Raw genomic sequence first — 14,506 nt, 5'->3', positions numbered from 1 at the left:
GGGTCGAAACGAAGCCGCCGACTCTGGCGGACATCAATTCTCTTCAGGAGGAATTTCATGGCTGAGCAGTACGTCCTTCCGGAACTGCCCTACGACTACTCCGCACTTGAGCCGCACATCTCGGCTCGCATCATGGAGCTGCACCACGACAAGCACCACGCGACCTACGTCAAGGGTGCCAACACCGCTGTTGAACAGCTGGCAGAAGCCCGCGAAAGCGGAAACCTCGCCAACGTGCCGAAGCTGACCCGCGATCTCGCGTTCAACCTCGGCGGACACGTCAACCACTCGATCTTCTGGAACAACATGTCTCCAGACGGCGGCGACAAGCCCGTCGGCGAACTCGCAGCGGCCATCGACGACCAGTTCGGCTCCTTCGACAAGTTCCGTGAGCACTTCACCACGGCAGCCACCACGATCCAGGGCTCCGGCTGGGCCGTGCTCGTCTACGATCAGCTCGGTGGAAACCTCTTCATCGAACAGCTCAAGGACCAGCAGTCGGACATCCAGCTCGGCGGAACCCCGGTTCTCCAGCTCGATATGTGGGAGCACGCCTTCTACCTCGACTACCAGAACGTCAAGCCTGACTACGTCAAGGCCTGGTGGAACATCGTGAACTGGGCAGATGCAGGCGCACGTTTCGACCGCGCCGTGGCTCAGACCAAGGGCCTCCTGCTCGGCTGATAGCCGTACAGACCCTGAAACGGCGGCTCCGACCCATCGCGGCGGGGCCGCCGTTTTCGTATCCGGGGACTGGCCCGCCGACCGCGACAGGCTGCACCCTAGCCCTCGTTAAGCTGTGGCCATGGCCGAATTCCTCAGACGTTGGCGTCGCGATGATGGGGGCGCTCTCGCCGACATCTATGCCCGAGCCGATACCGACCTTCTCAGCAACATCCCCGACGACCGCTCACCAGCAGGTGCGCAGGCATGGCTTGATAGGATCCGAAGTGCCGAGGATGAGGGGACAGCGGCGGCCTACGCAATCGTGGCCGCTGACCTGACTCCGGTCGGCAATGTCATGGCAACAGCCATCGAGCAGCGCCATTCGACGGCCTGGATCTCCTACTGGCTCGATCTCAGTGTTCGCGGTCACGGACTGGCCGCGGCCGGATTGCGCAGTCTTATCGACCATCTGCATGACGAGTTGGACGTCTATCGCCTGGAACTGGGTTACCGCGTGGACAATCCCGCATCGGGCGGAGTCGCCAAGAGTGCAGAATTTGCAGTCGAGGGCAGACAACGCGAACGCCTTCTCTACGACGGGTTCCGGTTCGACACCGAGGTGTGTGCTCGCCTGCGCGGCGATCAACGAGCCTCGGGTCGTCGGCTGCCGATCACGTCACCTGATGACGGTGGCAGCGCCGTGAGTCGTTAGACTGGCCTGCGGAGATCGTCGAGCAAGGAGTTACGAACTTATGAATGCGATTCGGGTAGCCGTCATCGGAGCACAGGGCCGCATGGGCGCCCAGGCTGTCGACGCCATCACCGAGGCCGAGGGCCTCGAACTAGTTGCGACCCTTGGCAGCAGCGACTCCCTGGAGAGTCTGCTCGAGAAGAGCGTCGACGTTGCGGTCGAACTCACAGTTCCCGCCTCGACGGAGGCGAACGTGCGCTTCCTCGTCGAGCATGACATCGACACCGTGGTCGGTACGACCGGCTGGGACGCTGAGAAGCTGTCCGGTCTCGAAGAGCTCCTGGCCGAGCATGCGGACACCGCCGTGCTCATCGCCCCGAACTTCTCGATCGGCGCTGTCCTGGCCATGCGCTTCGCTGAGCTGGCCGCACCGTACTTCGACTCCGCCGAGGTGGTCGAGATCCACCACCCACGCAAGCTCGACGCTCCGTCGGGAACGGCCAACCACACTGCGCAGCGAATCGCGGCAGCCCGGAACGATGCCGGCCTGCCTCCGGTGCCTGATGCCACCGAAATCGATCCCAACGGAGCTCGCGGCGCAGTCGTCGACGGCATCCATGTGCACGCGATCCGGCAGCAGGGCATGACAGCCTCGGAGGAGATCCACTTCGGTTCCAGCGGCGAGGCCCTGACGATCCGGACGGACTCACATTCCACCTCGGCGTTCATGCCGGGAATCGTCACCGCAGTGCGGTCGATCTCTGACTACACCGGCCTTCTGCATGGCCTCGAGAATATGCTCGACCTCTGATGTCCAAAGGAAAAATCGGGGCGATCGTCGTCTCAGTGGTGCTCGTCTTCTACTTCGTCCTCATGGGGCATCGAGCATGGGTTCTGGTCAGGGAACCCGATCTGATTCCACGACTGATGGGCATCGCACTCTTCGTCCTGCCGCTCATCGGAGCCTGGACGCTGATCGTCGAACTCATGTTCGGTGCGCGGACGGAGAAGTTGGCGCGGATCCTCAAATCAGAGGGTGGACTGCCTGTCGATGATCTTCCGCGATCTCCGGGCGGAAGGATCATCCGCGAATCCGCCGATGAAGCCTTCGGCCAGTACCAGGCCGAGGCAGAGGCCGCACCCGAGGACTGGCGTTCATGGTTCCGCCTCTCCTGTGCCTACGATGCGTGCGGAGATCGCAAACGCGCCAGGTCAACGATGCGCAAGGCCGTCAATATGCATCGGGCGGGTGTGAAGCAGAATTCCTAGCCGGCCCCGGGCCCAGACCGTTCGGGGCTATGACTCGGCCCAGGCCCAGGCCCAGGCCCAGGCCCAGACCCTTGGACTGGTCCAGGTCCCGGAACCGGCGACGCGGATCGGATGATCGCTGCGACTCCACCCTCAAGCGGGCCATGGGCACCGATCGCCAGCTTCCACATCAGGGCGAAGCCGATGAACACGAGAGCATGCAGACCGAACTCGACGGTCTGCGGCGACATCGCCTCACCGCCGAGCATCGGATTGGCCTCGATCCAGGGGCGTGTGATCTCGAGCAGGACGACATGGGCGGAGTACACGCTCAAGGGCATTGAGCCGGGAGCCGTCAGCGGCGCCAGCACCCAGGTGCTGCGCCCCAGCAGCATTGCCAGCGACTGACAGACTACGATGGTCGTCAGCGCGGTCCCAGCCGTGGACAGCAGGTCGAAGGGCGTGCTTGAGTGTGGGCCCGCGATCGCCAGCCACCACCACGACGTCGTCGGGGTCACCCCATAGCTGCCGGTGAACAGCGCCGCATTGAGATCGGTCCCATACAGCTCGGAGACCCGAACCAGAACAGGACCGCCTCCAGCGACGTTGATGAGCAGCCAGGAGACTCCCTTGCCGACGAGAAACAGCCCCAGACCGGCGGCGAAGAGCGACATGAGGTGCTTGCCGATATCGACCTTCGCGACCGCCATCCCCAACACGATGTACGACAGCCACTGCAGTATCGGGTAATAGCCGGTGAGAACCAGGTCATGGAGCATGGTCAGGGGGCTCGCGAAGTCGAACCATGACATCGACGAATACATCGGCTCCAGGCCGAACTCACTGCGGATGAGCATCGAGAGCACTGGGCTGAGGACCATCCAGGCACCGGCGACGACGAAGAGTGTGCTGGCGCGCAGGCGCAGAAACAGCATCGCAATCGCGAACATGACCCCGTAGTTGACGAGGATGACCGCCAGCAGCGACGAGATCGACCCCAGGCACAGTCCGATGATGACGATCGCTCCCGCCCGGATGAGCACACTGGGCACGGCATCGCGCAGACGTCCAGAAGCTGCCATCCGCGACCGAGTTGAGAGCACCAGCGAACAGCCGGCCAGGACCGCGAACAGCGCCGAGGCACGCCCCGCGAACACGGCGGCCCAGCTCGGGAGGCCCTCGGGATCGGACAAAGCGAAGATGTGCGTGACCATCATCGCGAACAGGGCGATTCCGCGAGCGGCGTCGAGGCCGATGAGTCGCCCGGCAGGGCTCAGGCGATCACGGACCGTTGTGCTTCCAGCGGTCGCCGAGGTGCTGTCTGCAGTCGCCGAGGTGGGGGAGCGGTGTGAGCTCATGCCTCGATTCTCACATGAGAGGTGACAAGCCGTTGTATCTTTATGGCTATGACCTTCAATCCGAATGCTGACATCTCGGGCAACAAGACCAGCCGACGAGGACGCAACACCGCCATCGCCGGCGGTGGCGTCGGAATCGTGGGCCTCCTCGTCTTCCTCATCGGCCCGCTGCTCGGCGTCGATGTCACCGGGCTCGTGGGCGGCGGCATGCTCGACGGCGAGCAGTCATCGCAGTCCTCGGGTGTCGAAGAGATGGCCCAATGCGACACCGGCGAGGACGCGAACACGTCCACCGACTGCCGGATGGCCGGTGCACAGGTCGTCCTCGACGACTACTGGTCCCAGCACGTCGACGGCTACGAACCTCCCCAGCTGACCATCGTCGACGGTCAGACTTCAACCCAGTGCGGCACCGCGTCGAATGCGGTGGGCCCCTTCTACTGCCCGCCCGAGCAGGGTGTCTACATCGATCCGAGCTTCTTCGAGATCATGCGACAGCAGTTCGGTGCCTCTGCCGGCGAGCTCGCCCAGCTCTACATCGTCGGACACGAGTGGGGGCACCATATTCAGAACATCACGGGCACGATGAGCGATCACCCGAACAACGGCACTGGAGCAGAGAGCAACGGCGTGCGCATCGAACTCCAAGCCGACTGCTACGCCGGAGCGTGGCTCGGCGACGTCACCACCTTGACCGACGACAACGGCACGCCCTACCTGCAGACTCCGAGCCAGGAACAGATCGACGATGCCCTCAACGCCGCCTTTGTCATCGGCGATGACCACATCCAGAAGCAGTCCTCGGGCTCCGTCAACCCCGAGTCCTTCACCCACGGTTCGAGCGAGCAGCGCCAGAAATGGTTCACCAGCGGATACGAGAACGGCCTCGGAAGCTGCGACACCTTCGGCGGGAACGGCGCGGACCTGTAACCGAGCCCCACCTGTCCAGGCCCTCCACCGTCATCAATACCGTGGCCTTCCACCGTAATTAATACCGTGATATGAATTACGTGTCAGGACCTACCCCGCATGCATCAAGGACGATCATGTCTTCACTGTTCCCTCATCTCTTCGAACCCATCACGCTGGGACCCAAGACCATCCGCAACCGCATCGTGTCCTCGGGCCACGACACCGTACTCGATGACCACGGGATGATCGGCGAGGATCTCGTCGCCTATCACGAAGAGCGAGCCAGGGGCGGCTGCGGACTGATCGTCCTCCAAGTCTCCGGCGTCCACGAGACAGCCCGCTACACGAGCCACGTGCTTATGGCCACCGACGATTCCTCGGTGCCCGGATACCGGGCCGTCGCCGAGGCGGTCCACCGTCACGGTGCCGCCATCTTCGCCCAGCTCTTCCACCCCGGCCGTGAGGTCATGGACGGCGAGCGCGGCATGGCACCTCGCGCCGTGGCTCCCAGCGACGAACCACAGGAGAGGTTCAAGGTCGTCCCCGAGGCGTTGACCACCTTCGCGATCAAGGACATCATCGCCGGGTATGCCAGCGCCGCGAAGCGCATCGCCGACTCCGGCATCGACGGCGTCGAGATCGTGGCCAGCCATGGGTACCTGCCGATTCAATTCTTCAACCCGCGAGTGAACACGCGCACCGATGAATACGGCGGCAGCCCGGCCAATCGTCGTCGCTTCCTCGCCGAGGTCGTCGCCGGGGTTCGCGAAGCGGTGGGTCCAGGCGTCGTGGTGGGCCTGAGGATCTCGGGAGAGGAGAAGACCGAGGACGGTCTGGTCGCCACCGAGGTTCTCGACCTCATCGGCCACCTCGACGCGATGAACTGCCTCGATTACTTCTCGATCACCGCCGGAGACTCCTCGACCCTGCAGGGTGCGGTGCACATCGTCCCCTCGATGCAGATCGACCCGGCCTATGCCGCGACCCTGTCTGAACAGGTCAAGAAGGTCACCGACCGTCCGGTGATGGTCGCCGGACGGATCAACCAGCCCCACGAGGCAGAGAAGGCCATCGCCGAAGGCCGCACCGACATGGCGATCATGACCCGGGCGATGATCTGCGATCCGGCGATCGCGAATAAGGCTCAGCACGACGCCGTGGACGAGATCCGAGCCTGCATCGGTTGCAACCAGGCCTGCATCGGGCACTTCCAGATGGGCGTGCCCATCTCCTGCATCCAATACCCCGAATCGGGTCGGGAGCTGACGTTCCTGCCTCGGCCCAGGGTGAGAACCCGACGTCGAGTGCTCGTCATCGGCGGTGGCCCCGCCGGACTCAAGGCGGCGGCGGTGGCGGCAGAACAGGGTGATGACGTCGTCCTCTGCGAACGCGAGCCTCACCTCGGCGGGGCCGTGCTGCTGGCACAGGAGCTGCCCTACCGGTCCGAATTCGGGGGAGCGGCGACGAACCTGAGCGCCGAGGCACGACGTGCGGGAGTAGACATTCGAACGTCGACGCCGGTGACCCAGCAGATTCTCGCCGAGGTTGCACCCGATCACGTGATCGTCGCGACGGGTGCCAAGGCGCGTATGCCACAACTCGAGGTCGACGATGAGGCTTTCGTCATCGGTGCCCGCGACTATCTGAGCACCCTGCCGAATCTGCCTTCGGGACGTGTGCTCGTCACCGACTGGAAGGGCGACTGGATCGGTCTGGGCATCGCCCTGCGTCTGGCCGAAGCCCGCGTGCCGGTGACCCTGGCGACCGCGGCGAACTTCGCCGGAGCTGCAATCCAGCAGTACACACGCACACTGCTCATGTCCCAGGCTCTGCGGGCGGGAGTCGACTTCCTCGACGACGCACGCCTCGTCGGAGTCGATGCATCGACCGGCTACCTGCAGTCGACGCTGTGTGAGGTCGTCCACGAGGTCGACGGTGTCGCTGCGACCATCGTCTCCGGCGCACCGCAGTCCGTGACCCCAGATCTCGATTTCGGGTCCGCGAGCGTTCGCACCATCGGGGATGCCGTGGCACCGCGGACGGTGGAGGAAGCGGTCTTCGAAGGACTGCAGGCCGCGAGCAGTTTGGCGGCCGTCTCGTGAACATCGTGAGATCGGCATTCTCGTGAGCCCACGTCCTCAGCACTCCGCGGCAGAGGTCGCGTCCAGGCGCAGCGCTATCGTCGATTCTGCCCTTGACCAGATTGCCCAGCACGGTCCGGAAGCCGTGCGGATGAAGGACATCGCCGCGGCGGCGGAGCTGTCCGTGGGTACTCTGCAGTACTACTTCGGGTCCCGGGAGTCCCTGCTCGACCACGCCTTCTCGACCCACAGCAGCAGTGTCGTCGACGCCATCGCGGGGCTCACCCAGAAGCAGGGGACAGCGTGGGAAAGGCTTCAGTCGAGTCTGCGCGCCGTCCCGCGGATCGGTGACCTGCAGCGGCGCTCGAAGGTGTGGATCGAACTCGTCGCAGCCTCGCCCCGCAACGAGTACCTGCGAGACTCGGTCGACGCGATCTTCGACACATGGAGTGCCCACTTCCGGGCGCTGATCGCCATCGGCATCGACGACGGGAGCTTCCGGCCGCACGCCGATGTGGATCTCATCGTCGACACTCTCATCGCGGTCATCGACGGCTATGATGTCGGCGTGGCCGCTGGTCGCAGTGCCGCGACGTCCGATCGGATCGCGGCATCCCTCGAACTCACCGCCAGAAAGCTGCTGGGCGTCGACGATGCGGGCGCAGCCGATGACGGCGCTGGCGACGGCGCAGCCGATGACGGTGACGCCGGCGCTGCCACCGCTGGCAACGCCGCAGCCAGTGCAGGGGTCAGAGCCCGGTCGGTGTGATCTGTCTCTCGCAGCCTCACCGCCGTGAATGGTCGAAGCCGACTCTTTCGCACGCCGCCGATGAGCGGCATGCGGCCACGGGCGACAGAGGGCGATAAGGAAATGCACTGGTGGCGCGCGCAAGGCCACTGCCGCAGTCATGAGCTGTGCGCGGTATCCTTTTCGTATGGCGATTCTCGGTGACAACGCAGCAGCCGCTGCAATTGATGCGTTCGGTACGGTCGGCACGGCGATGGTGACGCCGTTCAAGGACGACGGAACCATTGATTATCCTGCCGTGGAGAAGGTTGCGAACCACCTTGTCGACCTCGGCAACAACATGCTCGTGGTGTCCGGAACCACCGGCGAATCACCGACGACGACCGATGATGAGAAGATCGAACTGCTCAAGGTCGTCCGCGGTGTCATCGGCAACCGGGCGAAGATCATTGCGGGTACCGGCAACAACGTCACCTCGCACACCATCGATCTGTCCAAGCGCTCGGCCGAGGCCGGTGCGGATGGAATCCTCATCGTCACGCCCTACTATTCGAAGCCGACACAGCCGGCCATTGCCGCCCACATGCGCGCAGCCGCCGACTCCACCGACCTTCCCGTCATGCTCTACGACATCCCGGGACGATCGGGCGTGCCGATTCGGACGGAGACTCTCCTCGAGTTGGCCGATCACCCCAACATCCTCGCGGTCAAGGACGCCAAGGGCGACCTCTTCGCCTCGGCGCAGGTGATGAACCGCAGCTCCCTCGTCTACTACTCGGGTGAGGACGCGCTCAACCTTCCGCTGCTGGCTCTCGGTGCCCTCGGCGTCGTCTCCGTGGCGGGCCATGTCTGCACACCGCGGTTCGCTGACATGGTCGACGCCGTGGCGAACAACGACCTCACCACCGCCCGCGCGATTGCCCATGAAACGGCAGACATGGTCGACGCGCTCATGAATCATATGCCGGGAGTCATCTCGGCCAAGGCCGCACTACAGGCCCAAGGAATACTTGACAACCGCGGTACGCGAATGCCGCTGCTCCCAGCAGATGATGAGCAGATGGCCCTCGTGACCGCCCAATTGACCAGGAGTGGTTACCTCAGTGAATAATGCATTGACTCAAGAACTGAAGCTTCCGCCGAAGATGGATGCAGAAGCCGTCCGCATCGTCGCGCTCGGCGGCCTCGGCGAAGTCGGCCGCAACATGACCGTGTTCGAGTACCACGGCAAGCTGCTCATCGTCGACTGCGGCGTCCTCTTCCCGGAAGAGGACCAGCCCGGCGTCGACCTCATCCTTCCCGACTTCGCCTACCTCGACGATCGCCTCGACGACATCGTCGGCCTCGTGCTCACCCACGGCCACGAAGACCACATCGGAGCTGTGCCCTACCTGCTGCGTCGCAAGGCCGATATTCCGATCCTCGGTTCGAACCTGACGATCGCTCTCATCGAGGCCAAGCTCAAGGAACACCGGATCAAGCCGATCACCCGCGTGGTCAAGGAGAACGACCTCGATCAGCTCGGTCCCTTCGACCTTGAGTTCGTTGCCGTCAACCACTCGATTCCTGATGCTCTTGCGGTCTTCATCCGCACCGGTGCTGGCAACATCCTCCACACCGGCGACTTCAAGATGGACCAGCTCCCGCTCGATGGTCGGATCACGGACCTGCGCGCCTTCGCCCGCCTCGGCGAGGAAGGCGTCGACCTGTTCATGACGGACTCGACGAACGCCGAGGTTCCCGGGTTCACCGCGTTGGAGAAGGACATCGGACCGGTTCTCGAGAACCTCTTCGGGCATGCCGAGCGTCGGATCATCGTCGCCTCGTTCTCCTCGCACATCCACCGCGTCCAGCAGGTGCTCAACGCCGCCGACGCGCACGGCCGCAAGGTCGCCCTCGTCGGCCGCTCGATGGTGCGCAATATGAAGATCGCCGAGGACCTCGGTTACCTCGAGGTGCCCAAGGGCGCGCTCATCGACATCAAAGAGGTCGACAAGCTCCCCGATGACCAGGTTGTGCTCATGTGCACCGGCTCGCAGGGCGAGCCGATGGCTGCGCTCTCACGCATGGCCAACCGCAGCCACCGCGTCGAGGTGGGCGACGGCGACACCGTCATCCTCGCCTCCTCGCTCATCCCCGGCAATGAGAACTCCGTGTTCAAGGTCATCAACGGGCTGATGAAGCTGGGTGCCAACGTCATCTCCAAGGCCGACGCCAAGATCCATGTGTCCGGACACGCTTCGGGCGGGGAACTGCTCTACTGCTACAACATCGTCCAGCCCCGCGGCGTCATGCCCGTCCACGGCGAATGGCGCCACATGCTGGCCAACGCCAGGCACGCCGAGGCGACCGGAGTGAACCCGGACAACATCGTCCTCGCCGACGACGGTTGGGTGGTCGACCTCAAGGACGGCCACGCCGAGGTTGTGGGTGCAGTGGACTGCAACTTCGTCTTCGTCGACGGTTCCTCGGTCGGCGAAATCACCGAGGCGGATCTCAAGGACCGTCTCGTGCTCTCCGGCGAAGGTTTCGTCACGATCTTCATGGCCATCAACAGCCAGTCCAAGTCCCTCATCGCCGGGCCCGAGATCCATGCCCGCGGTGTGGCCGAGTCCGATTCTGTCTTCGACTCGATCATGCCGAAGGTCACGAAGGCCGTCGAGGATGCACTCAAGGACGGCAACACCGACCAGTACCAGCTGCAGCAGGTCGTGCGCCGCACTGTGGGACGCTGGGCGTCCTCGAAGCTGCGTCGCAAGCCGATGATCGTCCCCATGGTCGTCATCGTCTGAGTTTGTTAGTCAGAGTTCGTTCGCCAGAGCACACACAGAACGCCCGCGGTGTCCCTTCGAAGGAGGGTTCACCGCGGGCGTTGTGCGTCTCCGGCACTTCTGGCTTGTCCCGACCGAGGCGTCGATCATCGCGCACTCTCAATTCGCCTGGGCTGTGCACGGGGGCTGTGGGCTCAGTCCTCGCGCGTCTTCTTAGCCCAGGCTTTCGCTGTGGCCACGAGCTCTTTGCCCGGCGATCTCCGGACAAGGAGGACGGCCGCGATCAGGCCCACGAGCACTGCTCCGAAGACCACGGTTCCGGCATTGAATCCGAGGCCGTTGATGCCGATGAATGCCAAGGCACCAGCGGCGAGTGAGTAGACGAGCATCGGGATGGAGGTGCGTCTGATGAGCTCGCCTTCTCGGCCCACGAGACCGACGGTCGCCGAGGCGGCGACCACGTTGTGGACTGCCACCATGTTTCCGGCCGCCCCGCCGACAGCCTGAGCCGCGACCACTGTCTCTGGGCTCGATGCACCGATGGCTGTTCCGGTGGAGAACTGGAACTGCGAGAACATGACGTTCGAGACCGTGTTGGAACCGGCGACGAAGGCGCCGAGCGCACCGACGAACGGGGCTAGCAGAGGCCAGCCGTCTCCGACGGTACTCGCGGCCGCCTCGGCGAGGGTGACCGGCATCGAATCGAGGCCGGCATTGTTGTAGTCGGCTCCGGAGTTGATGAACACGCGCACGAGCGGCAGCGAACACAGCAACGCCACCGCAGCACTGGCGATCTGTGATCCGGCGAGCTTCCAAGACCCGCCGATCTGCTTGCCCGTCATGCGGTGGATGAGATAAGTCAGCCCGCAGGCGAGGACGAAGATGGCTCCGGGGGAATAGAGCAGATCCATGTTCTGACTGATCGGGGTGCCGAAGATCCCCTCGACCTTGATCACCGCCGGACCGGTGAGGAACTCCTTGACGGAAGGGATGTTGCGGGTGAGCAGCAGGATCACGACGACGATGAGGTAGGGCGACCATGCGCGGACCAGCGACATCTTCTTCGTCAGCTGGGCCTTCTCCTTCGCGGGATCGACCGTGCCCATCCAATGGGCGGGCCACTTCTCTCGGGGGGCGAAGTCCCAGATCGTCTTCGGCATGAGGAAGCCGAGCTTGCTCGTCGTGACGACGATGGTCAGGCCGATGAGACCGCCGAGCAGGGCAGGGAACTCGGGCCCGAGCAGGTTGGCCACGATGAGATAGGGCACGACCATGGCCAGCGCAGAGAAGATGGCGAAGGGTGCCACGGCGAGACCATCGGCGAAACGTCTGTTCGAACCGAAGAAGCCGGTCATCAGGCATGCCAGCAGCAGAGGAATGAGGATTCCGCAGACGGCATGGATGAGTGCGACCTGGGTGGCCGTGTGGGCGATGAACTCGGACTGGCTGAGGCCGAGCTGAGCGGCGCGTTCGGCGACGTCGGCGGACATGGTCCCGTCCTCCTTGGCCAGTCCCTCGCCGATGCCGACGAGCATCGGCGTGCCGACGGCGCCGAAGCTCACGGGTGTGGACTGGATGATCAGTCCGGCCAGGACCGCGGCGATGGCGGGGAATCCGAGGGCGAGCAGGAGCGGTGCTACGACGGCCGCGGGGGTGCCGAAGCCGGCAGCGCCCTCGATGAAGGAACCGAAGAGCCACGCGATGATGATGACCTGGATCCTCCGGTCGGGAGAGATCGAGACGAAGCCGGCGCGGATCGTCTCGATGGCACCGGAGCGGGTGACCGTGGCCAGGAGCAGCAGGGCGCCGAAGACGATCCAGAGCAGGCCGACGGCCACGAGAATACCCTGGACGACGGAGGCGCCGATCGTCACCCAGTCGATCTGCCACGCAAAGTTCGCAACCAGGGCCGCTGCGACTAGGCCGATCGGCATGGCATATTTCGCGGGCCAGCGAAATCCGATGAGCAGGATCCCTGCCAGGAGAATAGGGGCGAGCGCCAGAAGCGCTGCGACAGCGAGGTTGTCCATCGTGAATCCGATCCGCGGCGTCTTTGCCGCTTGGTCGAGGAGTCCGACCCGGCGCCTCTGATCGGTTGACCAGCAGACGATATGGTGCAGACTCTGCAAACGAAGTACCTTCGCTCATCGTGCCTGGTGGTGTGTTGTACCGTCAAGGGACCCACCAGTCTCACCTCGAGGGAAGCGTTTGACGAGAGGTGGATCACCTCCTATTCTTTTCGGTGTGTGAACATTAAATTTCACGATGTGAAAGTTTCGCAGGCCAAACCCCGTTGCCAGCGATCAGCGATGCACTAGTGAAAGTGCCGACTAAGGAGAACCACCGATGACTGCTCAAATCGAGAATCTGGACATTCCAGAGGGCATGGAGATCACCGGCGAACTGCCGGACGGGGCAGAGAAGGTACTCACCCCTCAGGCCCTCGAACTCATCGTCGAGCTGAACCGGAAGTTCAATGGGGTCCGCCTCGAACGATTGGAGGCTCGCAAGGAGCGCCAGGCTCAGATCGCCGCCGGCGCCGATCTCGACTTCCTCCCCGAGACCGCCGAGATCCGCAACGATCCCAGCTGGCAGGTCGCACCGCCGGCCCCCGGTCTCGAGGACCGGCGCGTGGAGATGACCGGACCGACGTACAAGAAGATGACGATCAACGCCCTGAACTCCGGAGCCAAGGTATGGCTGGCCGACCAGGAGGATGCGAACACCCCACAGTGGGATTCCGTCATCGGCGGACAGCTCAACCTGCTCGACGCACTCAACCGCGAGATCGACTTCACCTCACCCGAGGGCAAGAGCTACACTTTGGCCCCCGACGAGGAGCTGCCGACCATCGTCGTCCGTCCCCGCGGCTGGCACATGCCGGAGAAGCACATCCTCGTCGACGGCGAGGAGACATCGGGTTCGCTCGTCGACTTCGCGCTCTACTTCGCCACCGCCGGACAACTCCAGATCGAGAAGGGCAAGGGCCCGTACTTCTACCTCCCGAAGATGGAATCCCATCTCGAAGCCCGTCTGTGGAACCAGGTGTTCGACCACGCAGAGGACTCCTTCGGTCTTGACCGTGGGACCATCCGCGCCACCGTGCTCATCGAGACCTACCCCGCGGCCTTCGAGATGGAAGAGATTCTCTACGAACTGCGCGAGCACTCCTCAGGTCTCAACGCCGGTCGCTGGGACTACATCTTCTCCGTGATCAAGAACTTCCGCGCCCGCGGTGCTGACTTCCTGCTGCCCGACCGTTCTGACGTGACGATGACGGTGCCGTTCATGCGCGCCTACACCGAGCTCCTCGTGCACACCTGCCACAAGCGCGGCGCACACGCCATCGGCGGTATGAGCGCCTTCGTTCCGGCGAAGGACCCGGAGGCGAACGAGGCCGCATTCAACAAGGTCCGCGAGGACAAGTCCCGTGAGGCCGGCAAGGGCTTCGATGGCTCCTGGGTGGCCCACCCCGGCATGGTCGCACTGTGCAAGGAGGTCTTCACCGAGACGCTGGGTGCCAACGCCAACCAGATCGAGAACAAGCGCGATGACGTCTCCGTGTCCGCAGCCGAGCTCCTCGACGTCAAGTCGACCCCGGGCTCGATGACGGAACAGGGTCTGCGGACCAACGTCTCCGTCGGCATCCAGTACCTGCGCGCCTGGTTGGAAGGAAACGGCGCCGTCGCCATCAACGGACTCATGGAAGATGCCGCCACGGCTGAGATCTCAAGGTCCCAGGTCTGGCAGTGGATGGATGCCGGAGTCGAACTCGACACCGGAGTCACCGTCACTGCCGATTTCGTGCGCCAGGTCGTGACCGAAGAGGTTGCGAAGCTGCCGGGCGAAGAGGCCGATTGGAAGGACGCCGTCGACATGTTCCTGTCCGTGGCCGTCGCCGAGGAATACGTTGACTTCCTCACCCTGCCGGCATACGCCAGCATGCCCTGACAGTCAGGGCCGTGCAGGCCTTGAATCTGCGCGGGTCAGGAGTCTCACCACGTAAGAACGCCGTCGAAAATGTGCCGCGG

12 protein-coding genes are annotated in these 14,506 nt (G+C 63.9%); 10 read left to right on the top strand and 2 right to left on the bottom strand.

Going from position 1 to position 14,506, the window contains the following annotated elements:
• Positions 1–57 precede the first annotated feature (57 nt).
• From ACE03M_RS00580 to ACE03M_RS00565, 4 genes are all read left to right on the top strand, one after another.
• Positions 58–684, top strand: a complete 627-nt coding sequence (locus ACE03M_RS00580; RefSeq protein ID WP_092107348.1) for a superoxide dismutase — start codon at positions 58–60, stop codon at positions 682–684.
• 121 nt (positions 685–805) lie between these two features.
• Positions 806–1,378 carry a GNAT family N-acetyltransferase gene (locus ACE03M_RS00575; RefSeq protein WP_485932145.1) on the top strand — a complete coding sequence of 191 codons (573 nt, stop codon included), beginning with the start codon at positions 806–808 and terminating at the stop codon, positions 1,376–1,378.
• A gap of 40 nt (positions 1,379–1,418) precedes the next feature.
• On the top strand, positions 1,419–2,168 hold the full coding sequence (dapB, locus tag ACE03M_RS00570) for a 4-hydroxy-tetrahydrodipicolinate reductase (RefSeq protein WP_485932143.1): 750 nt from the start codon (positions 1,419–1,421) through the stop codon (positions 2,166–2,168).
• Positions 2,168–2,626, top strand: coding sequence for a hypothetical protein (locus tag ACE03M_RS00565; protein ID WP_143922536.1), 459 nt, complete (start codon positions 2,168–2,170; stop codon positions 2,624–2,626). The genes dapB and ACE03M_RS00565 overlap by 1 nt, the downstream gene beginning before the upstream one ends.
• On the opposite strand, the gene ACE03M_RS00560 is transcribed toward ACE03M_RS00565, so the two are convergent.
• Positions 2,623–3,963, bottom strand: coding sequence for a heparan-alpha-glucosaminide N-acetyltransferase domain-containing protein (locus ACE03M_RS00560; RefSeq protein ID WP_485932141.1), 1,341 nt, complete (start codon positions 3,961–3,963; stop codon positions 2,623–2,625). The genes ACE03M_RS00565 and ACE03M_RS00560 overlap by 4 nt on opposite strands.
• 48 nt (positions 3,964–4,011) lie before the next feature.
• Here ACE03M_RS00560 and ypfJ point away from each other — a divergent pair, with 48 nt between their 5' ends.
• The 5 genes from ypfJ to ACE03M_RS00535 all read left to right on the top strand — a co-directional run bounded on the left by ypfJ (position 4,012) and on the right by ACE03M_RS00535 (position 10,496).
• Positions 4,012–4,893: a KPN_02809 family neutral zinc metallopeptidase gene (gene ypfJ, locus ACE03M_RS00555; protein WP_485932139.1), complete on the top strand. Its 882-nt coding sequence runs from the start codon at positions 4,012–4,014 to the stop codon at positions 4,891–4,893.
• 116 nt (positions 4,894–5,009) lie between these two features.
• Positions 5,010–6,977: an oxidoreductase gene (locus tag ACE03M_RS00550; RefSeq protein WP_485932137.1), complete on the top strand. Its 1,968-nt coding sequence runs from the start codon at positions 5,010–5,012 to the stop codon at positions 6,975–6,977.
• Positions 6,978–6,999: 22 nt separating this feature from the next.
• Positions 7,000–7,725 carry a TetR/AcrR family transcriptional regulator gene (locus ACE03M_RS00545; RefSeq protein ID WP_485932135.1) on the top strand — a complete coding sequence of 242 codons (726 nt, stop codon included), beginning with the start codon at positions 7,000–7,002 and terminating at the stop codon, positions 7,723–7,725.
• Between the two features lie 166 nt (positions 7,726–7,891).
• Positions 7,892–8,815 carry a 4-hydroxy-tetrahydrodipicolinate synthase gene (gene dapA, locus ACE03M_RS00540; RefSeq protein ID WP_485932134.1) on the top strand — a complete coding sequence of 308 codons (924 nt, stop codon included), beginning with the start codon at positions 7,892–7,894 and terminating at the stop codon, positions 8,813–8,815.
• Positions 8,816–8,849: 34 nt separating this feature from the next.
• The gene (locus ACE03M_RS00535) at positions 8,850–10,496 is read left to right on the top strand and encodes a ribonuclease J (RefSeq protein WP_485932603.1); all 1,647 of its coding nucleotides are present in this window, start codon (positions 8,850–8,852) and stop codon (positions 10,494–10,496) included.
• Positions 10,497–10,669: 173 nt separating this feature from the next.
• Here the strand turns inward: ACE03M_RS00535 and ACE03M_RS00530 are convergent, their stop codons facing one another.
• Entirely contained in the window at positions 10,670–12,604 is a 1,935-nt protein-coding gene (locus ACE03M_RS00530; protein WP_485932133.1) for an L-lactate permease, read from the bottom strand.
• 217 nt (positions 12,605–12,821) lie between these two features.
• Here ACE03M_RS00530 and aceB point away from each other — a divergent pair, with 217 nt between their 5' ends.
• Positions 12,822–14,426, top strand: a complete 1,605-nt coding sequence (gene aceB, locus ACE03M_RS00525; protein ID WP_485932132.1) for a malate synthase A — start codon at positions 12,822–12,824, stop codon at positions 14,424–14,426.
• Positions 14,427–14,506 lie beyond the last annotated feature (80 nt).

It is taken from the genome of Brevibacterium sp. AGC70 (genome assembly GCF_057334195.1).
This window is presented reverse-complemented; position numbering and strand designations above follow the sequence as displayed.